The organism is Bradyrhizobium sp. SSBR45G (assembly GCF_030159255.1).
In the GTDB taxonomy this organism is placed as follows: domain Bacteria; phylum Pseudomonadota; class Alphaproteobacteria; order Rhizobiales; family Xanthobacteraceae; genus Bradyrhizobium.
The window spans coordinates 208,380-230,127 of record NZ_BSCT01000003.1; the positions used below are offsets into that span (position 1 = coordinate 208,380).

The following is a 21,748-nucleotide window of genomic DNA, read 5'->3' on the forward strand; positions in this document are numbered from 1 at the left end:
GCGATCTTGGTATACGCCGCGCCAGGTTTGTGAGCGACGACCTGTGAGTTAGGCCGGCGGAGTTTCTTCGATGTCCGAGCCTGACAGTCATCAGGAATTTATGCGCGCCGGCAATGTCATTTGATGGGTTTGAAGTTGAAAGAGAAGCTGATGCGCTCCGCAGGCGCAGCGATCTGCGCGGTCTCCGTCATTGCGCTTGCCGCCTGCGGCGACCAAGGCGGCGCAGCTGCGCCGCATGCCTCCACGCCTCCCGAGGTTGGCGTGTTCAAGCTTGAATCGGCCTCCGTGACCTTGACCAAGGACCTGCCGGGTCGGATCACGTCGATGCGCATTGCCGAGGTCCGTCCGCGCGTCGGCGGCATCGTGATCGAGCGCAGCTTTCAGCAGGGTGCCATGGTCGACGCCGGTGCCGTACTTTACCGGATCGATCCCGCGCCGCTCCAGGTGGAGCTGGACAAGGCGCGCGCAGCGCTCGCCAAGGCGGAGGCCGTGCTCTATCAGGCCGACCGCCAGGAAGACCGCCTGAAGAACCTGCTGAAGGGCGAGGCCACCACGCAGGCGCAGTACGAGCTTGCCGTTGCAGCCGAACGCCAGGCTCAGGCGGACGTCGCGGCGCAGAAGGCCGCGGTCGCTCAGGCGCAGCTCAATCTCGACTGGGCGACGGTGAGGGCGCCGATCTCCGGTCGCATCGGACGCGCGCTGGTGACGGAGGGCGCGCTCGTCAATCCGAATGAGACGACGCATCTCGCGACGATTCAGCAGCTCGATCCGGTCTATGCCGACTTCACCCAGTCGGTCGACGAGCTGAACCAGCTGCGCCGCGATCTCGCCGAAGGCCGCCTCAAGAGCGTCTCCCCCGAGGCGGCGCGAGTCCGCTTGGTGTTCGATGACGGCTCGACCTACAGGCACGCCGGCCGGCTGCTGTTCTCGGATGTCAGCGTCGATCCGTCGACCGCGAAAGTGACTTTGCGTGGTGAGTTTCCGAATCCGGAGGGCGAGCTGCTCCCCGGCATGTATGTCCGCGTTCAGATCGAGGAGGCGATCGATGCCAACGGCATCGTCGTGCCCGCCCAGGCCGTGCAGCGGACCACGGCCGGCGGCAGCGCCGTCTACGTCGTCAACGATGAGGGACGTGCGAATTTGCAGCCGGTGCGGCTCGGGCGTCCGCTCAATGGCGGCATGCTGATCGAGGATGGTCTCAAGCCGGGCTGGCGGGTCGTCGTCGACGGCTTCCAGAAGTTCTCGCCGGGCAGCGCGGTCACGCCGGTGCCGTGGAAGGCTTCCGGATCCGACAAGCCGCCCGCTCAGAACTGAACGCTGGCCACGGCCGGAGACCATTCTCATGTCACGTTTCTTCATCGCACGTCCGATCTTTGCCTGGGTCGTGGCGATCTTCATTTGTCTCGGCGGCATCCTGTCGCTTCCATTCCTTCCGGTCGCGCAATATCCGATCATTGCGCCGCCCTCGATCTCGATTTCGACGGCCTATCCAGGCGCGTCGACCGAGAACCTTTACTACAGCGTCACGCGCCTGATCGAAGAGGAGCTGAACGGCGCCGCCGGCATCCTGAACTACGAATCGACGAGCGACACCACGGGCGAGGTCGAGATCATTGCCTCTTTCAAGCCCGGCACGGATATCGAGCTCGCCGCCGTCGACGTGCAGAACCGCATCAAGCGCATCGAGCCGCGCCTGCCGGAGGCCGTGCGCAAGCAGGGCGTCGTCATTCTCGAGGCCTCGAGCGCCATCCTGCAATTCGTCACGCTGACCTCGACCGACGGCAGCCTCGACGAGATCGGCCTGGGCGACGTCGCGACCCGCTACGTGCTGCCGGAGCTCCGGCGCCTGCCTGGCGTCGGCCGGGCGCGGCTGTTCGCGAGCGAGCGCGCGATGCGCATCTGGCTCGATCCCGACAAGCTGTTCGGGCTCGGCCTGACGGCGCAGGACGTCGATGCCGCGATCGCGGCGCAGAATGCGCAGGTGGCCTCGGGCATTCTTGGCGTGCCGCCGTCGCCGCAGCAGCAGCGCACGCAGAACACCGTGCTGGTGAAGGGGCAGCTCGAATCGCCGGAGGAGTTCGGCAACATCGTGCTGCGCGCCAATCTGAACGGCTCCACGGTCAAGCTCTCGGACGTGGCGAAGATCGAGGTCGGCGGCCTGACCTACGCGTTCTCGTCCTGGCTCGACGGCAAGCCTGCCGCCGCAGTCGCCGTGCAGCTCGCGCCGAGTGGCAACGCGCTCGCCACCGCCACGGCGGTCAAGGCGCGGATGGCCGAGCTCGCCGCCTTCTTCCCGCCCGGGGTCAAATACGAAGTCTCCTACGACATCACCCCGGTCATCGCCGAGTCCGTCAAGAAGGTGCTGCTGACGCTGGGCGAAGCGGTGGTGCTCGTGTTCCTGGTGATGTTCCTGTTTCTCCAGAACATCCGCTACACGCTCATTCCCACCATCGTGGTGCCGATCGCGCTGCTCGGCACCTGTGCCGTGCTGCTCAGCCTCGGCTTCTCCATCAACGTGCTGACGATGTTCGGCATGGTGCTCGCCATCGGCATCCTGGTCGACGACGCCATCGTCGTCGTCGAGAACGTCGAGCGCATCATGGCGGAGGAGGGGCTGTCGCCGCGGGCTGCGACCGTCAAGGCGATGGAGCAGATCACCGGCGCGGTCATCGGCATCACCCTGGTGCTGATGGCGGTATTCGTGCCGATGGCCTTCTTTCCCGGCTCGGTCGGCATCATGTATCAGCAGTTCTCGGCGGCCATGGTGATCTCGATCGGCTTCTCGGCGTTCCTCGCGCTGTCGCTGACGCCGGCTTTGTGCGCGACCTTGCTCAAGCCGATCGAGAAGGGCCATGGCCATGCCAAGCGTGGCTTCTTCGGCTGGTTCAACGGCTGGTTCGGGCGGGTGACCAGCCGCTACAGCGGCGCGACGCGCTGGGTGGTGGCGCGCGGCGGCCGCTTCATGCTGATCTATGTCGCGCTGCTGGTCGGGCTTGGCTATTCGCTGTGGCGGTTGCCCGGCGGCTTCCTTCCGGTCGACGACCAGGGCTTCGTCATGGTCGACGTGCTGACGCCGGCCGACGCCAGCACCAACCGCACGCTCGACGTGATCAAGACGGTCGAGAAGAAGCTCGCCGCGACGCCCGGCATCGACATGGTGTCGTTCATCGCCGGCTTCAGCTTCTACGGCCAGGGCTCGAACACGGCGCAGGCCTTCGTCACGCTGAAGGACTGGTCTGAGCGTGGCCGGAACGAGAGCGCGGACGCATTGATCGCGCGGCTCAACCCGGAGCTGGCCAAGATCCGCGACGCCGAGGTGTCGGTGCTGGCGCCGCCGCCGATCGACAATCTCGGCAACACGTCGGGCTTCAGCTTCCGCCTGCAGGACCGGTCACAGCGCGGCTACGAGGCGCTGATGGCCGCCAAGGACCAGCTGTTTGCGGCCGCCGCAGCCTCGCCTGTGCTCGGCAAGCTCAGCGTCGAAGGGCTGCCGCCGGCGCCGCTGGTCCGCCTCGAGATCGATCGCGACAAGGCGGCCGCGCTCGGCGTCACCTTCGCCGCGATCAATGGCGCGCTGTCGACCAGCCTTGGGTCGAACTACATCAACGACTTCCCGAATCTCGGGCGCATGCAGCGCGTCATCGTCCAGGCCAACGACGACAAGCGGACGAAGCCGGAGCATCTGCTGACCTACAGCGTGCGCAACAACGCCGGCGAGATGGTGCCGTTCTCGTCGTTCGCGCGGCTCGCCTGGTCGGTCGGGCCGACCCAGGTCGTGGGCTTCGACGGCTATCCGTCGGTGCGCATCACCGGCAATCCGAAGCCGGGCTACACCTCGGGCGATGCGATCGCGGAGATGGAGCGGCTGATGGGCACGCTGCCGAAGGGGTTCGGCTATGCGTGGACCGGGCAGTCGCTGCAGGAGAAGCTCGCAGGCTCGCAGGCCGCATTCCTGCTCGGCCTGTCGATCCTGTTCGTGTTCCTGTGCCTTGCGGCGCTCTACGAGAGCTGGGCGATCCCGTTCGCCGTGATGCTGGCCGTGCCGCTCGGTCTCATCGGTTCGGTCGCTGCGGCCTGGCTGCGCGGCCTGCCCAACGACGTCTACTTCACGGTCGGCGTCATCACCATCATCGGCCTGTCGGCCAAGAACGCCATCCTGATCATCGAGTTCGCCAAGGACCTGCGGGCCCGCGGCACGCCGTTGATCGAGGCAACCATCATGGCCTGCGAGCTCCGCTTCCGGCCGATCATCATGACCTCGCTGGCCTTCATCCTCGGCGTCGTGCCGCTGGTGATCGCGACGGGCGCGAGTGGCGCAAGCCAGCAGGCGCTCGGCACCGGCGTGCTCGGCGGCATGATCACGGCGACGCTTCTGGCCGTATTCTGGGTGCCGGTGTTCTTCGTCGTCGTGATTCGGTTCTTCACGCGCGACAAGGCGGCGGTCTCCGAGGCGTCGAAGGTGGAGGTGCCGTCAGCGGCGCACTGAGACCTTGGCCGATAGAAGTCGATCGTTCGGCAAACTCCAATGTCGTCCCGGCGAACGCCGGGACCCATAACCACAAGTCGCGGTGTGTGGCAGACACGTCGCCAAGGCTTGCGCTACGATGCCGGCCGGTGGTTCTGGGTCCCGGGGCGGCGCTCCTTCGCGCTGCGCGCGTTGACGCTGGCCCGGGACGACCAGAGGGGGGCGCAGGCAGACCATGGCCGACATCTACGATCCAGACTTCGTCAAGGGCGTGTTCGATCGCTGCTCCGACCGCTACATCACGTTCAGCCTGATCTTCTCGTTCGGCTTCACCGAGCGCTGGCGCCGGCAATGCGTGGCGGCGATGCCGGCGCCGCGGGTCGAGAGCGCGCGCGGCTATGATCTGATGGCCGGGACCGGCGAGGTCTGGCCGCATCTCCTGAAACGCTTCGACGGCATCGGGGCGATCACCGCCGTGGACATTTCCTCCGGCATGCACCGCCGCGCCATGGAACGGCTGCACGCCCACCGCGCGCACCGGATCGACTTCATCGAGGACGATCTGCTGGCGAGCGACCTGCCGCCGGAAAGTGCCGACTTCGTCATCTCGACCTTCGGCCTGAAGACGTTCAATCCCGGCCAGCATGCGCGCCTCGCCGCGCTGATCGCCCGCGTGCTCAAGCCCGGCGGCGTGTTCTCCGTGATCGAGGCGTCGGATCCCAAAGGCTGGTGGCTGCGGCCGCTGTATCTGCTGCATCTCAAGGTCGTGCTGCCGCTGATCGAGCGCATCTTCCTGCGCGGCGCGCAGGATTTTGCGATGATCGGCACCTACACCAGCAATTTCGGCGACGCCTCCGGGCTGGCCAACATGCTGCGCGCGCAGGGTCTGGAGGTCGAGTTCTCGAAATATGTCTTCGGCTGCGCCACCGGGGTTTCTGGACGGAAAATTGGATAGATCGATGCGCCCTCTTGGCTACATGGCGAAAAAGATCGCAACGAGTCCTCACTGGCTGAACGTCGACCAGGTCGCCGACATATATTCGGTCAGTGCCTGCATATCCGTGAACTTTGCCGACTATATCGATGATTGGAAGCACAACGGCTACTGGGTGTTCGATTCACCCGACATCATCGAAGAGCTGGCAAGGACGAAGGGCGTCGATCTCTCGGCGACAACTGTGTTCTACTATGAGGCCTACGAGGTCGAATACGACGAAACCACGCGACAATGGTCTGCGTTCGCGCCCGAACCGTCGCTCACAACCGACGTGCGCGAGCCGGTCAGCGGGCACCTGGAAGGCTTCGACGTCGTATCGTTCTGGTCGCGGACCAGTCCCGAATGTTCGCCGTTGTCCTGTTGTTCGGTTGCCAAGGACGTAGCAGTCAACGCGCATTGCTTGTTCGCTACGTTCGATGAGGCCAAAGCTGCCGTGGAGCGCGGGCTTTTTGACAACACCGAGCCCGGACCGTTCCGCATTCTGGCTGTCTATACCATCGGAGAACCATCAACGACCGCCTGAAACACACCCGCTTATCGAGCGTGCGACGTGCCCGACGGGCAATCCGCGCATTCCCGTCATGCGCCAACTGCCCGTCGTGCCAGTTTGTCGCAGACTTATCAGTTGCAGCGTCGGGCAAATCACCTGCACATTTCCGCGCATCCGGGCCCGCCAAGAGGGACGTTTCGCGATCGTCACGAACGTCGGGCCTGTGATGCGATGGGCGCATCGGTCTGCAGCCTGGTGTCACAGCCGGGCCGACGAACGGAGCGATGCGACGGCGAAATGGTGTGGTCCTGGCGCCCCGATGCTGGCGCCAAGCCGGCGGGGATGATGATCCGCTGGCGACGGGGGCAAGACAGCCGGTCCCCGGGGAGAGCGCCTATAACCCGCTCAAACCATCGCGCAGGGAGGGCCGGGATGTCCCAGCCGAACCTGTGGTTCCTACCCCGTGCATTTTTCTCTGCACGGGGGCCATGGGGGCGGCAGGCTCCCGGCCTTCCCTGCGCCTCTTCTTTGCGAAGAAGGGGACGACGGACGCAAAGCCCGGGCGCCATTCGCCGCGGGATCGCGATGCCATGCCGTCAAAGCCGAACCTCTCAGGAATTCGACGGACGTCATGCGACCAACGCTGTTTGACACCTGTGAAGTCGCACGATCGACAATGATGCACTGACTCGTGCGCTGCGCTAAATCCAGTCAGCGTGCCGGATCCAAGAATCGGATCCAAGAGTCGGATCGTCCGAGGTGATGGCGCTTGCCAGGCGGAGAGCGGATCGCGATGTCTGCAGTACGGATCGCCATTCTCGGCAGCTCGGTGCCGAGCTTCGAGCTGGCCGACGCGCTGATCGCCGATGGCTGCGCGGTCTGCGCGATCGTGCCGCCGCGCGGGACGCTCGGCAGCGGCGTGGCGCGCCGTGCCTCCGCGCGTGGACTGCCGCTGTGCGATGTCGGTCCGTCGATCAACGATCCCGGGACAATCGCGAAGCTGCGGGGGCTTGCCGCCGACCTGTTCGTCAACTGGGGTCATCCCGAGCGCTTCGCGGAGGAGGTGCTGGCGCTGCCGCGGCTCGGCGTCCTCAATCTGCATCCGGGCGAGATCCCCGGCGCGCGCGGGCTCGAGCCGGTGTTCGCGGCGATCATCGAGGGCTGGCCGGCGATCATCCAGACCGCGCATCTGATGAGCACAGCCTTCGACGACGGCCCGATCATCCGCACCCGCCGCATCGCCATCGACGACGCGCCGTATCGCGACGTGGTCGAGGAGCGGCTGCGCGATGGCGCCGTCGGCTTCTATCGCGAGGCGGTTCAGGCCGTGCTGTCCGGCGAGCGCGGTGTCGCGGGAACGGGCCCGCGGCGCTATTTCGGCAAGCTCAAGCCCGACGACGACGTGCTGCGCTGGCATGAGCCGCGCGACGCCGTGATCAGGCGATTGCGGGCGCTGAGTCCGTTCAAGCCGGGGCGCAGCTTTGTTGCCGGTCACGATGAGCCGCTGCTGATCTGGCGCGCGGAGCCGAGTGATGGTGCTGCCGGCGGCGCGGCGGCCGGGCAGGTCATGGCGGCCAGTGACGATGAGCTGGTCGTTGCAGCTGCCGACGGCCCCGTCCGGGTGACGCAATATGAGCGTCCGCCGGCCCTGTCGTCCGCCGCGCTCATCGGCGCGGAGCTGATGGGGGATCAGTCGCGCTGAGGGCCGCGCAGCCGGCTCGCCAGCCTCGCGCGCTTGCGCGCGCGCAGGATGCGATAAGAGAGGCGGCCTTCCGTCATCGCGACCTGCATGTCCGAGCCGGGACGGGCCATCACGAGGTCGAGCACGCGTGCATCGGACTGCGCGGTCGGGTCGTCCGTCTCGGCAGCGGGCGCTGTGCCGAAGCCTGCGAGCTGCGAGGCGCCCTCGGCGGCGCGCGCCAGCATCACGTTCGGCGTGATGTCGCGGTCGCTGAGCACGTCGAGCCCGCAAGCGCTCATCTCGGCGCGGCGCGCCGTCACCTCGTCGCGGTCGAACACGTCGGTGTAGAGAAACACGCCGCCCGGCCGCAGCACGCGCGTCACCTCGGCGTAGAACCGCGCGATGGTGGGGTAGCAATGCGAGCTCTCGACATTGGTGACGACGTCGAAGCTCTGGTCGGGAAACGGCAGCTGCTCGGCGTCGCCCTCGAGGAAGCGGCTGCGCGGCGCAGCGACGGCACGGCGGCAGAACGCGATGTTCTCCGGCGTGAGGTCGATGCCGGTGACCTCGCGCGGCTGGAAGTAGCCGAGCAGCGTGTGCACCGTGCCGCCGCGGCCGCAGCCGACATCGAGCACGTCACGGCCGGTGAGCTCGGTGTCGCCGACCAGCTCGAGGATCAGCCGCACCGAGCTGGCATTGACCGCATCCGGCCGCGGCAGCAGGCGTGCCTCGTCCGGGCCGGACGGCAGATAGCCCCAGTTCATGAACAGGCTGACCTCGCCGAACGGCAGCCCGTCGACGCGCCGGTTCCAGTAGCCGTAGAAGCGCTGGATGCGCGACTTGAAGGCCTCCGGCGCGGTCGCCTTGTCAGGCAGGTCGTAGACGTCGTGATCGGTCATCGCGCAGCCTCGTCACAGCTCGACGCAGTCGGCCAGCTTGCGCAGCCGCAGGATGCGGTATTCGAAGCGGCCGTCCGCGATATGATCGAAGAACTCCGAGCCTTCCGGCGCGAGGAAGTAGCTCATCAAGGCGGCGCGCGTCGGGTCGCCGGCGCCAGAGCCACCGGCGTTGAAGGCGCGCAGCTGCACCTGCGCCGCCTCGCGGCGGGCGGCCAGCACGTTGGCGGTGATGTCGCGATCGGCCTCGATCACGAAGCCGTTGGCCGTGAGGTACTCGCGGGCATGCGCGAACTGGCCGGGCTGCAGCAGGTCGGTATAGGCGAAATGGCCGCCGGGCCGGAGCACCCGGTTGACCTCGCGATAGAAGCGGTCGATGTCCGGATAGGCGTTCGAGGACTCGATGTTCGTGACGAGATCGAAGCTGCCGTCGCCGAAGGCGAGATCCTCGGCGTCGCCCTGGAAGAAGCGCAGACGCGGATCGGTGTGCGCCTGCTTGCAATGGGCGATGCTGGCGGGATTGAGGTCGACGCCGGCAAGGCTGCGCGGCGCAAAGCGGCCGGCGAGCGTCGCCAAAGTGCCGCCGCGGCCGCAGCCGACGTCGAGCACGTCGCGGCCGTCGATACCGAGCGGGCCGAGCAGCTCGAGCACGAGCCGCACCGCATGGCGGTCGAGCATCGCTGCCGGCAGGTCGCCGCGCCAGTCGTCGGGCCGGCTGTCGACCGAAAGATAACCCCAGTTGAAGAACTGCACATAGCCGTCGAGGCTGCTGTCGGCGAGATAGCTGTTGAGGCCGTTGTAGAAATCGATGACGCGCGACTTCAGCTGCGCGGGGGCGACGCCGAGCCGGTCATCGAGACGCGCGGAGCCGGGCTGATCGTGGAGCCTGCTCATCGGTGGCCCCGCCGGCGGTCAACGAGGGCGTGGCGGCGGCGTTCGGCGCGATCATCGACCTCGGCGCTCCCGCTGGTCGTGCCGCCATCCTGGGTCGCGAGCGCGGCCTGGTCGGCGATGGTGGTGGCGCGGAACAGGTCGATCAGCGCGAGGTCGCGGCCGAAATGGCTGTTGATGCGATGAAGCAGCCGGACCAGCAGCAGCGAATGGCCGCCGGCATCGAAGAAGTTGGTGGCGCGGTCGATGCGCTCCCGCTGCAGCAGTTCCTGCCACATCGCATGGACCGCGCGCTCGGCCTCGCCGGCGGGGGGCACCACTGCGACCTGCTCCGGCGCCGCTGCGATCGGCGGCAGGGCGCGGCGGTCGATCTTGCCGGTGCGGGCGAGCGGCATGCGCTCGATCACGGCGAGCTGGCCGGGGATCATGTAGTCCGGCAGCAGCCGGCCGAGATGCAGCTTCAGTTCGGGTCCGATGCTGCGGCCCAGCGCGGTCTGCAGCGGATCGTTGGAGAGCGCGGCCCATGGCTTCGCCACCTGCGAGGCCTCCAGCGGCGAGGCGGGGCGCAGGCCGCCTTGCGGATACAGCAGCAGGTCGAACACGCCGTCGCCGGCGCGCTCGGACAGCGCGAAATCCACCGCGAGGCCGGCGGCCGCAGCTGCCTCCGCGAGCTGCTCAGGATGCGGGGCCTTGGCCGGCTTCGCGATGTCCGGATCCATAGAGGCGAGCAGCGCGAGATCCTCGGTCAGGCGGCCGTCCGGCACGCCGGCGATGCAGAGCGATCCCTGCGCCAGCGCTGCGGCGACCATCGCCGCAATCGGATCGGCGGGATCGAGGGCGGTCCAGGCCATGACGGCTGCTTGTGTCGGGCCGGAGGCGGCGCTGGTCTCGATCACGGCCTCGTAGCGGTACTTGGTCAGCTCGTTGATCGCCATGCCGCGCTTGGCCGCGAGGCGGACGGTGGCGCCGTGCTCGGCGGCGATGCGGGTGAAGAAGGCGGGGTCGAGCACCAGCTCCTTGTCGAAGCGGATGCGGTTGGCGGCGCGCGCAAGAATGGCGGGGCCTCGAAGCGCATGCTGGCGGGCCTCGACCGAGACCGCGAACAGCCGCTGCAGCGGCAGCGACCGGATGTCGCCGAGATAGATCCGCCCGCCGGGCGCAAGGCATGCGAAGGCGCCGTCGAGGACGTGGCGCAGATAGTCCCGGCTCGGGAAGTACTGCACGATGGAGTTGAGAATGATGAGATCGAAGCTGTGCTGCGCAAGGCCGGTGAAATCGTTGGCCTCGCGCTGCTCGATGGTGACGTGGCTCCAGCCGCTGCTGTGCGCGAGCGCGCGCGTACCGGCCACGGCCGGCGGGGAGAAGTCGGTGCCGTGATAGGCCTCGACGACATCGGCAAGGCCGCGCAGCAGCAGCCCGGTGCCGCAGCCGATCTCGAGCACGCGGCGCGGCGCAAGCGCAAGCAGCGCCGCGGTCGTCCGCGCCTGCCACTCGCGCATGTCAGCCACCGCGATCGGCCGGCCAGTGTAGCTGTCGTGCCAGCCGGCGAGATCGGCATCCGCGGCGTCGGCCGCAGGGGCGTAGGTGATCGCGTACAATTCCTGCCAGTCGGATACGAACGCCTGTCCATGCCGCTGGTGCTGCGCGGCCGCAGCGTCCGGCATCAAGGTGACGAAGGCCTCGAGGAATTTGTCGTCATCATTCATCCGCACCACGACAGCGGCTTCGGCGACCGCCGGATGGCGCGTCAGCGCGAGCTCGATCTCCTCGATCTCGATGCGATGGCCGCGGATCTTGACCTGATTGTCGCGACGCCCGACGAACTCGATATTGTCGTCCGGATCCAGCCGCACCAGATCGCCGCTGCGATAGAGCCAGGTGCCGTCTGGGGCGGTGACGAAGCGTGCGTCGGTCGCTTGCGTGTCGCCGAGATAACCGATGGCGAGGCCGTTGCCGCCGATGCACAGCTCGCCGGGCATTCCGGCCGGGACCGGTCGGAGATCGGCATCGAGGATGCGGCAGATGACGCCGGGCAGCGGCCGTCCGATCGGCACCGTGGCGGCGCGCTCGGACAGCCGCTCGATCGGATGGAAGGTGGCGAAGGTCGTCGTCTCCGTCGGCCCGTAGACGTGCAGCAGGCGGCCAGGCCGTCCTGCGGCGAGCACGCTGCGCACGTGATCGGTGTTGACCGCCTCGCCGCCGAACAGCACGAGCCGCAGCGGTGCGAACGCCTGAGGCGTCAACTGAGCGATCTGGTTGAACAGCGCCGTCGTGACGAACATGACCGAGACGGCGCGGTCGCGCAGAGCGCGCGACAGCGCCTCGGGATCGAGCAGGGTGTGCTTGTCGACCAGCACGACGCAGCCGCCATTGAGCAGCGCGCCCCAGATCTCGAAGGTGGCGGCATCGAACGCGAGCGGCGCGGCCTGCGCGATGCGGTCTTGCGGCGTGAGCGCAGCATAGTCGGTGTCGAGCACGAGATTGGCCACCGCGCCCTGTGGCACCAGGATGGCCTTGGGCGTGCCGGTGGAGCCCGAGGTGAAGTTGACATAGGCCGGGCTGTCGGAGCCGATCAGCGCCGGCAGCGATGCGGCGGCATCCGCGCTGTCGTTCGCGACGATGATGCTGAGCGAGCCGTCGATGCGGCTGAGGGTGCTGCGCAGATCGGCCGTCGTGACGACGTGGCGGACGCCGGCCTGGTTCAGCATCAGCGCAAGCCGCGCGTCGGGAAGCGTGGGATCGAGCGGCAAATAGGCGCCGCCGGCGCGGATCACGGCGAGCAGCATGATGATCGCGTCGGCGGACCGTTCGGTGACGACGCCGACCACGTCGCCTGGCGTGACGCCAGCGGCGACGAGGCGTTCGCCGAGCGCGCGGCTGGCGGCCTCGAGCGCGGCATAGCTGAGCGCCTGGCCGTCATCGCCGTCGATCGCGACGTGCCGAGGATATGCGGCTGCGACGGCCTCGAAGCGGCCCGCAAGGCCTCGATCGCCGCCCGGCCTGCCACGCGGTCGCTCCAGCGCCTGCTGCTGCGTCCGCAGATCCGACGGCAAGGTTGTAGCGAGCGACGACAGGGGCAGGTCAGGCGCCGCGAGGGCGGCGGCGAGCAGGGTGACGAACTGATCGGCGAGGCGCGTCGCCGTCGCCGCGGTGAACAGGTCGCTGGCGTAGACCAGCAGTCCCGCGATGGCGCCGTCGCGCTCGAACAGGTGGGTCTCGATGTCGAACCGCGTGGTGCGGATGTCGACCGGAAACGGCGCAGCCGCGACGCCGGGCAGGACGAGGCGGTCGTCGGTGGCGTTCTGCAGCGCGAAGGCGACCTGGACCAGTGGATTGCGCGCGGGATCACGGTCGGGGTGCAGGCGCTCGACCAGCTGCTCGAACGGCAGGTCCTGGTTCTGATAGGCCTCCAGCGCAACGCCGCGAATGCGTGCGACCAGCGCCTCCAGCGACGGCGCATCGGCGAGGTCGATCCGCAGCGCGAGCGTGTTGACGAAGAAGCCGATCAGGTCCTCGGTCTCGTGATAATGGCGGTTGGCGATCGGGCTCGCCACCGCAAAATCCTCCTGCGCGGCGGCGCGGCCGATGACGGCGGCGTAGATCGCGAGCAGCACCATGAACGGCGTCGCGTTGCAGCGCTCGGACAGTGCTTTCAGGCGTGCCGTGGTCTGCGCGTCGATCGTGATCGGCACCAGCCGGCCGCGGTAGGACTGCCGCGCTGGACGGCGATGGTCGAGCGGCAGGCGCAGCGGGGGCAGGTCGGCGAGCCGTGCCGTCCAGACCTCGAGCTGCGCCTGCGCGCGTGCGCCGGAGAACCAGCCGCGCTGCCACGCCGCGAAATCGGCATAGCGCAGCGGCAAAGGCCGCAACGTGGCGCCGCCTGTCAGCAGCGACAGCTCGCGCGCGAGCACGGTGAGCGACCAGCCGTCGCAGGCGACATGGTGCATCACGAGAGCCAGCACGGCCTCCTCGGGCCCGGTCAGGATCACCGTGGCACGCAGCAAGGGCGCTTGCATCAGGTCGAAAGGTTCGAGCGCTGCGGCGGCGACAAGCGCGCGCGCTTGATCGGACGCGTCGCACTGATCGCGCAGATCGACGATGCGCAGCGGGCAGGCCATCGCGGGCAGCGGCTCCTGCCAGGATTGCCCATCGCGCTCGACGAACCGGCTGCGCAGCGGCTCATGGCGGGCAACGATCTGATCGAGCGCGGCCTGCAGCACGTCGATGCCGAGCGATCCGTGGAGCTGGTAGGCAATCGGAACGTTGTAGCCTGCCGTGCCGGGATCGAGCCGCTCCAGAAACCACAGCCGCTGCTGTGCGAAGGACAGCGGCGCAGCTCCCGAGCCGGCCTTGCCGGCGATCGCCTCGCGGTTATCAGGAGCATCCGGGGTGCTCGCGGTGATGGCCGCGGCGAGCAGGCGCGGCGTCGGCTGTTCGAACACGAGCCGCAGCGGCACGGTGGTGCCGCGGCGCTGCGCCAGCTGCGAGATCACGCGGGTGGCGAGCAAGGAATGGCCGCCATTGGCGAAGAAGTCGCTGTCACGTCCAATCGGCCGCGCCAGCAGCTGCGACCAGATCGCGATGATCTCGCTTTCGAGATCGCCGGCGCCGTCGTCCGACGTGTCGGTCGTCGTCATGGCCGGTGTGACCAGGCGCAGCGCGGCGCGGTCGATCTTGCCGTGATCGTTGACCGGCAGGCGCGGCAGCGGCGCGATCCGCGACGGGATCATGTAGTCCGGCAGCTCCTGCCGCAGCCAGTGCAGGATCGCGGAAATCTCGGCGCCCGCGCTGCCAAGCGTGACGAAGGCGTCGAGCGACTTCTCCTCATGGTCGGCGCGTACGATCACGGCGGCCTCAGCCACGTCCGGATGGCGCGCGAGCGCGAGCTCGATCTCCTCGATCTCGATGCGGTGGCCGCGGATCTTGACCTGGTTGTCGCGCCGGCCGACGAACTCGATACTGTCGCCGGGATCGAGCCGGACCAGGTCGCCGGTGCGATACAGCCGGGTGCCATCGGGCGCAGTGACGAAGCGGGCGTCGGTCCCGGCCGGGTCGCCGAGATATCCGCACGCGAGGCCATTGCCGCCGATGCAGAGCTCGCCAGTCATGCCGGCCGGCACCGGTTCGAGATCGTCGCCGAGGATGCGGCAGATCACGCCAGGCAGCGGCCGCCCGATCGGCACCGTGGCGGCCTGTTCCGGCAGCTGCTCGATCGGATGGAAGGTGGCGAACGTCGTCGTTTCCGTCGGACCGTAGACATGCAGCAAGCGGACCGGGGGACCGGCCGCGAGCACGCTGCGGACATGGTCGACATTCACCGCCTCGCCGCCGAACAGCACGAGCCGCAGCGGTGCGAAAGCGACGGGCTTCAATTGCGCGACCTGGTTGAACAGCGCCGTGGTCAGGAACATGACGGAGATGGCGCGGTCGCGCAGGTCGCGCGCGAGCGCGTCCGGGTCGAGCAGGGTCTGCTTGTTGATCAGGACGATGCTGCCGCCGTTGAGCAGCGCGCCCCAGATCTCGAAGGTGGCGGCATCGAAGGACAGCGGCGCAGCCTGCGCAATGCGATCGTCAGGCCCGAGCCGCGCGTAGTCGGTATCGACTACGAGATTGGCGACGGCCCCCTGCGGCACCAGGATGGCCTTGGGCGTGCCGGTCGAGCCCGAGGTGAAGTTGACATAGGCAGGACGGCCGGCATCGAACAACCCCGGCGCTGGCAGCGATGCGGCGGCCGCGCCGTCCGCGGAATCGTCATCGGCCAGGATGACCTGAGGTGCATCATTCATGCACGCGAACCGCTCGCGGACCGCAGCGGTCGTGACGATGTGCCGGACGGCGGCCTGCGCCAGCATCAACGACAGCCGCGCCGCGGGCAGCGCTGGATCGAGCGGCAGATAGGCGCCGCCGGCGCGGATCACGGCGAGCAGCATGACGATCGCGGCGACGGAGCGCTCGGCGGCGACACCGACGATATCGTCCCGCGCCACGCCGGCCGCGACCAGCCGCTCGCCGAGCCTGCGGCTGGCCATATCGAGTGCGGCATAGCTCAGCGTCCGGCCGTCGTCGCCCTCGATCGCTGGGCGCGCGCCTTGCGCGGCGACGAGAGCCTCGAAGCGGGCGGCGAGACCCGCATGGCCGCCGGGCAGCGTCCGCGGCCGTTCCAGAAACTGCCGTCGCCTGTTCAGGTCGGCCGACGAGTCCAGTGGCAGCTCGGAGAGCTGGCTCTCGGGCGCGGCGACGCAGGCCGCGAGGAGGTGCACGTAGCGGCGCAGCCAGCGTGCGGCCCCCGCGCGGCTGAAACTGTCGCTGCGCGCAGTGAGCATCAGCCGCAGGCCGCCGGGCGCGTCGGCATCCGTCCCGATCAGCGCGAGTTCGCTGTCCGCGGCCGGCTCCAACAGCGCCGAGGTGGCGTGGCCGGCGAGTGGCCAGACGTGAAGCTCGAGATCGAAACGCGTGGTGCCGCGCTCGAACCCGACCACGCTGACATCGATATCATCCAGGAGCAGCGGCGTATCCGGTGTTGCCTGATAGGCGAAGCTCGTCAGCGCGGGATCGGCAAGCAGCGCCGAGCCGTTCGGCAACTCGTCGTCCGCAGCCTCGAGTGCCGCCGCGAGGTTGTCATGGACCTGACTCAGCAGATCGGAAAAGCGCAGCGCGCTGGTGCAGTCGGCGGCGACGATGAGCGTGTCGACATGAAAGCCGATCTGCTCGCCGAGGGAGGCATCGCGGCGGCCGGCCGCAGGCACAGCGATGATAGGCATTGGACTTGCGGACAGGCGCGAGACCAGCAGCATCTGCACGGCCAGCAGCACGGCGGCGGGGCTGGTGCGGCGCTGCCGCGCGAGCTCACGCACACGTTCATGCAGGCTCGCCGGAAGGCGCGCCGCCAGCGTGTGGCCATCGTGAGCCCGCCCGCGCGCGCGGACTGCGTCATGCGGGAGGGGCGCTGGGCTCGTCGCGGGCAGGGGCGCCGGTGCGGGCCGGCGGACCGTTGCGGAACATGGCGCCTCGACCGCGCGCGGCGCCGGCTGCCACGTCTGCCCCGCGTGACGCGCGCGATAGGCGGCCGAGAGGTCGCGGCAGAACAACGCGTGCGACCAGCCGTCGGTCACGATGTGGTGAATCAGATGGATGAGCAGATGATCGTCGTCAGCGAAGCGGACCAGGGTCGGGCGCAGCAGCGGCGGCTGGTCCAGCGCGATCGGTTGTCGCGACAGCCGCGAGGCGAGTTCGCGCGCGAGGGCTTCGCGGGCGCCCGGCGCGACCTCCGAATGATCGAGCCGTGTGATCCGGATCGGAGATGGTGCCGCGATGAAGCGCGCCGGCTCCCCATCGGCCTCGCGAAAGCCGGTACGGAGTGCGTCATGAACCGCGATGAGATCGCCGAGCGCGGCTTCGAGCGCCATGACGTCGAGCGGCCCGGCCAGGCGATAGGCGGCGGACACGTTGTACGGCGCCTCGTCAGGCGCGAGCCGGCTCGCGAACCACAGCCGCCGTTCTGCGGCCGATGGACGGGAGACATCGCGCAGCTGAGCGATGATGGCGGCGCGATCCGCGGCAATCGCCTCGCGCAGCTCCGTCGTCAGCGCGCCCGCGGGAGCGCGAAATCGCAACTGCTCGCCGTCCAGGAACAGCACGATGCCGCGGCTCTGCAGGGTGGCGATGAATGAGGCTGAGGTCACAACACGCCGGCCTCATAGGGAGCCGCCACGCCTTCGGCGAGGCGGCGCGCGACGCCGCGGACGGTCGCATCGGCATAGAGATCCTGCAGGCTGCCCTGCCAGCCAAGCTGAGCGCGCAATTGTCCGAGCAGGCGCATGGCGAGCAGCGAGTCGCCGCCGAGATCGAAGAAGTCGTCGTCCGGGCTTGCAGGGGAAAGCTTGAGAACGGACGTGAACAGGGCGGCTACGGTCGCCTGATCGCGATCGTCGACCTGCAGCCCGTCGGAGCTGTCCGTCTGTGTCGTCAGATGAGCCAGCAGCGCGTCACGATCGACCTTGCCGTTGGCCGACAACGGAAACGACGGCACGATCACGATCCGCGACGGGATCATCGCCGGTGGAAGCTCGGTCTGCAGCCGCAAGCGCCATTGCGATTCGCATCCATTGGATGCGGACGAGGCGGTGACGAACGCATGGAGCCTGACATCTCCCGGCGACAGCTCCACGGCGATCACGACCGCGCCGCTGACACCGTCGAGGGCTTCGAGATGGCGGGCGATGGCGCCGGGCTCGACGCGGTGCCCGCGGACCTTGATCTGCTCGTCGAGACGGTCGAGGAAGATCAGCGAACCATCGGGCCGCATGTGGACGCTGTCACCGCTGCGATACATGAGGGCACCCGGGCGGAAGGGATCCGGCCGGAACCGATCGGCGGTGAGCTGCGCGTCGCCAAGATAGCCGCTTGCAACAGCCTCTCCGCCGATCCAGAGCTCGCCTTCCATGCCGTGCGACACCGGATGCTGATCGCAATCGAGCACATAGCAGGCGGTGCCGGCGACGGGACCGCCGATCGAGAATGGCTCGCTCGGCGGCGCCGCTGCGGTGAAGCGGGCTGCCGTGGTGAAGACCGCCGTTTCCGTCGGCCCATAGCAGTGCACGACGGCGCTCGCGCCGGCGTCGAGCACCCGGCGCGCAGCCGCGGCGCTGCCACGTTCGCCGCCGTTGAGGACCTCGACGCCGGCAAGTGCGTCAGGACGGTCCTCGGCGATCCGGTTGAACAGGCCGGTCGTGATGAAGCTCGTCGTCACCCCATGACGACGCACCAGCGCGGCGATGCTGTCCGGTGTCGGCGGCGCGTCAGGATGGAGCACGACGCGCGCGCCGGCCGCGAGGAACGGCCAGAGATCGAACACCGCCGCATCGAAGCTCGGCGGCGACAACGCGAGCGCAACGCGGTCTGCATCGATCGCCGCGTAGGTTGGCGAGACCATCAGCCGCGTGACGTTTTCGTGGCGGACCACGACGCCTTTCGGCCGACCGGTGGAGCCGGAGGTGAAGATCACATAGGCCGTGTCGGACGCGCGAGCGGCGGGCGGCGGCACCGCAGCCCCCTGAGCGAGCGCATCGGTCGTGATCACGCGATCGCGCCATTCGGCTGCGAGCTCCTGCGACATCCCGGCGCGTGCGACGATCAGCGCCGCCTGCGCCGCTGCGAGAACACGCTCGGTGAAGGCTTGAGGATAATGCGGCGCGATCGGAACATAGAAGCAGCCTGCGTCCAGCACCCCGAGCAGCAGCGCGGGCAGGTCGAGATCGCGGCCGGCAAGCACGGCGATCGGGTCGCCGCGCCGTGCGCCGCGCGCGATCAGGCCGGCACGAACCTGATCGGCGCGCGCGATCAGCTCTGCATAGGTCATGCAGCCTGCAGCGCTGATCAGCGCCGGCGCGTCCGGCGACCGCGCAGCCGCGGCGCGAACCAGCTCGCCGATGGTGCCGCGCACCGGCTCCGGATGGTCGTGCCGGGCCAGCGACAGTTCGGGGTTGACGATCATGCGCGGGCCGCCGATCCCGGCCATCGCCTACTCGACGGGAACGCGTTGCGGACGGCGCTCCTTCGGACCGCTGTCGGCGCGCTGCTCTTCCTTTTCGACCACGGCCAGCAGGCCGCGCAGCAGCTCGGCTTCGCTGCGCAGGATGTGCTTGCGCATGATCTGCGCGCTCTCGGCGCGGCCGGCCAGCAGGGGCCCCAGCACCTGATTGATGGCGGCCTGCGCGTAGTTGAGCAGCGGCTGCAGATCGATCGCTTTCAGTCCGAGCGTCGCAGCGTCGACGGTCGCGTCGTCCTTGTCGTGGGCTTCGGTCATGGGTCTGGTCCTTTCACGAATCCTTGCTGGGGAAGGGAGTGGGGCGAGATGGCATCGCGGTGCGTAGCTCGGTGGCCCCGGAGATGGTCGGCCTGATCTGCTGGGCCAGCGCGGCGGACTCCGTCGCTGCCGCGGTGGCCGTGGCGATCGCCTGGGCGCGGCTGGTCTGGACCGGGCTGATGGTGGCGGCCGCGGTCGGGGTGGGCGACGCTGGGCTGACGGGGGCGGGCGGTGCCGCGGCGGCCGGGCGGGCGTGGGTCGCGGGTGGTGGTGAGGAGGGCTTGTGCAGCTTGCCGATCAGGTTTTCGACCACTGCCAGCTGTCCCTTGTAGAGCTCGGCCTGAGCCTTCAGGGCCTGCTCCAGCAAGGTTCGCATCGCCGAATTGTGGGTGTCAGCGACATGGCGCAACTCGTCCCTCAAGGAGTCCGACGCGTCCATCGCCCGTTTCAGGAACGGGAAGCTTCCGCGGTTGATCATGAATGCGCATCCTTTCTGAATGTGATCTCGAGTGCGTCGCCGTTCATCTTCGCGCCCGACGTCTGCATCGCTACCAGGGCGCGGGGTAGCAGGATGACGCGCTTGAACGTACCGATCCGGATGAAGAGATCCTCGTTGTCGCGGGAGATCTCCACCTTGTCCTTTGGCGCAAACCGCAACTGCACCGACAGCCTGTGCTCGTTGTCCGAAATCTTGGCGAAGCCGAACGGTGCCGTCGAGACACGGACCTCCGCCGGGTCGGCATCGCCATAGAGCTGAATGCCAAACTCCTCGAGCCGCTCGACGCCGACCACCTCGCTACGCTGGAACGGAATGATCGCGATCGGCACCGGATCGAAGTAGCTATGCACTGTCTCGATCATAGCGGTCTGCCGTTCCACCCAGTGCGAGAAGTAGCCGTCGCCCTTGGGCAGCATGCGGTTCACGACGACGGTGTCAATGGCGATCCCGTAGAGATTGAAATACATGTAGGCCCGCTGGGTCTCGCGGACCACCATCTGGTCGGGCACCGTGACCAGCCGCAGCGAGGTGATGGTCGGGTCGTGCAGCATCGTCTCGACGCCTTCGAGCTTCTCGAACAGGCTCTGCAGGGCTGCGAAATAGCCATCCTCGGGCAGCATCATGGACTCGCCGCCGAACTTCTTGGCAATAGGCCGCAGCACGCTGGCGACGCGCCGGTCGATCTTCAGCCGCTTGCGCACATACCAGTCGATCGAGCCGATGATCGAGACGAAGCGCAGCGACTCGCTGGTCGGCGGGCAGTCGACGACGATCACGTCGTAGGTGCCTTCGCGGGCATATTGGTTGATGTGGAGCAGGGCGATGATGTCCTCCATGCCCGGCATGATCGCCGCCTCCTCGGCGACGATGCCGTCGAGCCCGCCACCCATCAGCAGATAGGCGATGTATTTGTAGACGTCGCCCCAGTTGCGCTGCATCTCCTCCTGGACGTCGATCTCCTGGAAATCGAGATTGTCGCGCACCTTCACCGCCTGCCCGCGCGCGGTGCTGAACAGCTCGTCGCTCATGTTGAAGCTGTCGGCGAGGCTGTGCGCGAGGTCGAACGACATCACGATGGTCTTGCAGCCGCGGGCTGCCAATGCGACGGCCGTCGCCGCGGCCACGGTGGTCTTGCCGACGCCGCCCTTGCCCGAGACCATGATGATGCGCGGCTTGGCGCGCGAAGGTGCAGTCCCCGTCATGAAATGCGCAACTCCGAAGCTGTGGGACCGCGCGCGGTGAACGCGTCGCGCAGCCGTTCCGCGACGGCGCGGGCGATCAACGCCACGACGGCCGGCATCGCGTGATGGATGAAGAAGTGATTGCCGTCGAACATCTCGCAACGGAGAGGCTGCGACGTCATGGCCTGCCAGCTCTGCAGCTCGGGCAGGCCGGCAATCCGATCGCTGCGGCCGCCGATGGCCAGGATCGGGCAGGAGAGCGGTGGCCGGGAACGCCAATCATAAGTCTCGCACAGCCTGAAGTCGGCGCGCAGCGCCGGCAGCACCAGCGCCAGCAGCTCCGGCTCCTGCAACAGCACCGACGGCAGGCCGCCCAGTTCCATCACGGCCGCGATGAAATCCGCGTCGGGCAGATGCGAGATCACGGGAAACCGGCGCGGGAGGTTGGGTGCACCGTGTCCGGAGACGATCAGGAGCTCCGGCCTCGGCAGGCCGCGCTCCTGCAGCGCTTGCGCGAGCTCATAAGCGAGCATCGCGCCCATGCTGTGCCCGAACAGCGCGTAGGGCCGGTCGAGCCAGGGCGTGATGGCCGGGACCAGTTGCGAGATCAGCTTGTCGGCGTCGTCGATCGCGGGCTCCATGATGCGGCGTTCGCGGCCGGGCAGATGGACCGGCGAGAAAGCGATCCAGCCTGGCAGCTTCAACGACCACTCGCCGAAACTTGCGGCATTGCCGCCGGCAAACGGCAGCGCGAACAGGCGCAGCCGGCGCGGCGTTTCTGGATCGCCGCCGATCCAGGCGTGGCTTCCGGCGCTCCGGGATGCAGACGGGGCGAACATGCGC

General features: G+C 68.2%; 13 protein-coding genes. 5 read left to right on the plus strand and 8 right to left on the minus strand.

Annotated features, from left to right (window positions below; all coding sequences use genetic code 11):
* Positions 1–150: 150 nt before the first annotated feature.
* From QQL87_RS05755 to QQL87_RS05775, 5 genes are all read left to right on the plus strand, one after another.
* A complete protein-coding gene (locus tag QQL87_RS05755) occupies positions 151–1,314 on the plus strand; it encodes an efflux RND transporter periplasmic adaptor subunit (protein ID WP_284416652.1) in 1,164 nt (387 codons plus the stop codon).
* Positions 1,315–1,342: 28 nt separating this feature from the next.
* Positions 1,343–4,486, plus strand: a complete 3,144-nt coding sequence (locus QQL87_RS05760; RefSeq protein ID WP_284416651.1) for a multidrug efflux RND transporter permease subunit — start codon at positions 1,343–1,345, stop codon at positions 4,484–4,486.
* A 214-nt stretch (positions 4,487–4,700) separates the two neighbouring features.
* Positions 4,701–5,420 (plus strand): class I SAM-dependent methyltransferase, encoded by a 720-nt coding sequence (locus QQL87_RS05765; protein ID WP_284416650.1) that lies wholly within the window; start codon positions 4,701–4,703, stop codon positions 5,418–5,420.
* Between the two features lie 4 nt (positions 5,421–5,424).
* Positions 5,425–5,985, plus strand: coding sequence for a hypothetical protein (locus QQL87_RS05770; protein ID WP_284416649.1), 561 nt, complete (start codon positions 5,425–5,427; stop codon positions 5,983–5,985).
* Positions 5,986–6,745: 760 nt separating this feature from the next.
* A complete protein-coding gene (locus tag QQL87_RS05775) occupies positions 6,746–7,654 on the plus strand; it encodes a formyltransferase family protein (RefSeq protein WP_284416648.1) in 909 nt (302 codons plus the stop codon).
* On the opposite strand, the gene QQL87_RS05780 is transcribed toward QQL87_RS05775, so the two are convergent.
* The 8 genes from QQL87_RS05780 to QQL87_RS05815 are packed head-to-tail and all read right to left on the minus strand — an operon-like array spanning position 7,642 to position 21,744.
* Positions 7,642–8,532: a class I SAM-dependent methyltransferase gene (locus QQL87_RS05780; RefSeq protein WP_284416647.1), complete on the minus strand. Its 891-nt coding sequence runs from the start codon at positions 8,530–8,532 to the stop codon at positions 7,642–7,644. The two genes, QQL87_RS05775 and QQL87_RS05780, sit on opposite strands and share 13 nt — an antisense overlap.
* Positions 8,533–8,544: 12 nt before the next feature.
* Entirely contained in the window at positions 8,545–9,423 is an 879-nt protein-coding gene (locus tag QQL87_RS05785; protein WP_284416645.1) for a class I SAM-dependent methyltransferase, read from the minus strand.
* Positions 9,420–17,102: a non-ribosomal peptide synthetase gene (locus QQL87_RS05790; protein WP_284416644.1), complete on the minus strand. Its 7,683-nt coding sequence runs from the start codon at positions 17,100–17,102 to the stop codon at positions 9,420–9,422. The genes QQL87_RS05785 and QQL87_RS05790 overlap by 4 nt, the downstream gene beginning before the upstream one ends.
* Positions 17,099–18,937, minus strand: coding sequence for an amino acid adenylation domain-containing protein (locus QQL87_RS05795; protein ID WP_284416642.1), 1,839 nt, complete (start codon positions 18,935–18,937; stop codon positions 17,099–17,101). Before QQL87_RS05795 ends, QQL87_RS05790 begins: the two co-directional genes overlap by 4 nt.
* Positions 18,938–18,940: 3 nt before the next feature.
* Positions 18,941–19,225, minus strand: coding sequence for a hypothetical protein (locus QQL87_RS05800; RefSeq protein ID WP_284416641.1), 285 nt, complete (start codon positions 19,223–19,225; stop codon positions 18,941–18,943).
* Positions 19,226–19,238: 13 nt separating this feature from the next.
* Positions 19,239–19,703, minus strand: coding sequence for a hypothetical protein (locus tag QQL87_RS05805; RefSeq protein WP_284416640.1), 465 nt, complete (start codon positions 19,701–19,703; stop codon positions 19,239–19,241).
* Positions 19,700–20,926: an ArsA family ATPase gene (locus tag QQL87_RS05810; RefSeq protein ID WP_284416639.1), complete on the minus strand. Its 1,227-nt coding sequence runs from the start codon at positions 20,924–20,926 to the stop codon at positions 19,700–19,702. The genes QQL87_RS05805 and QQL87_RS05810 overlap by 4 nt, the downstream gene beginning before the upstream one ends.
* Positions 20,923–21,744 (minus strand): thioesterase II family protein, encoded by an 822-nt coding sequence (locus QQL87_RS05815; protein WP_284416860.1) that lies wholly within the window; start codon positions 21,742–21,744, stop codon positions 20,923–20,925. The genes QQL87_RS05810 and QQL87_RS05815 overlap by 4 nt, the downstream gene beginning before the upstream one ends.
* Positions 21,745–21,748: the final 4 nt, after the last annotated feature.

What these genes read in the sequence shown, in the direction of transcription:
- QQL87_RS05760 (WP_284416651.1), top strand. Translation starts at nt 1,343, where the DNA reads ATGTCACGTTTCTTCATCGCACGTCCGATCTTTGCCTGGGTCGTGGCG.
- QQL87_RS05755 (WP_284416652.1), top strand. Translation starts at nt 151, where the DNA reads ATGCGCTCCGCAGGCGCAGCGATCTGCGCGGTCTCCGTCATTGCGCTT.
- QQL87_RS05815 (WP_284416860.1), bottom strand. Translation starts at nt 21,744, where the DNA reads ATGTTCGCCCCGTCTGCATCCCGGAGCGCCGGAAGCCACGCCTGGATC.
- QQL87_RS05810 (WP_284416639.1), bottom strand. Translation starts at nt 20,926, where the DNA reads ATGACGGGGACTGCACCTTCGCGCGCCAAGCCGCGCATCATCATGGTC.
- QQL87_RS05780 (WP_284416647.1), bottom strand. Translation starts at nt 8,532, where the DNA reads ATGACCGATCACGACGTCTACGACCTGCCTGACAAGGCGACCGCGCCG.
- QQL87_RS05800 (WP_284416641.1), bottom strand. Translation starts at nt 19,225, where the DNA reads ATGACCGAAGCCCACGACAAGGACGACGCGACCGTCGACGCTGCGACG.
- QQL87_RS05785 (WP_284416645.1), bottom strand. Translation starts at nt 9,423, where the DNA reads ATGAGCAGGCTCCACGATCAGCCCGGCTCCGCGCGTCTCGATGACCGG.
- QQL87_RS05770 (WP_284416649.1), top strand. Translation starts at nt 5,425, where the DNA reads ATGCGCCCTCTTGGCTACATGGCGAAAAAGATCGCAACGAGTCCTCAC.
- QQL87_RS05775 (WP_284416648.1), top strand. Translation starts at nt 6,746, where the DNA reads ATGTCTGCAGTACGGATCGCCATTCTCGGCAGCTCGGTGCCGAGCTTC.
- QQL87_RS05805 (WP_284416640.1), bottom strand. Translation starts at nt 19,703, where the DNA reads ATGATCAACCGCGGAAGCTTCCCGTTCCTGAAACGGGCGATGGACGCG.
- QQL87_RS05765 (WP_284416650.1), top strand. Translation starts at nt 4,701, where the DNA reads ATGGCCGACATCTACGATCCAGACTTCGTCAAGGGCGTGTTCGATCGC.
- QQL87_RS05795 (WP_284416642.1), bottom strand. Translation starts at nt 18,937, where the DNA reads ATGGCCGGGATCGGCGGCCCGCGCATGATCGTCAACCCCGAACTGTCG.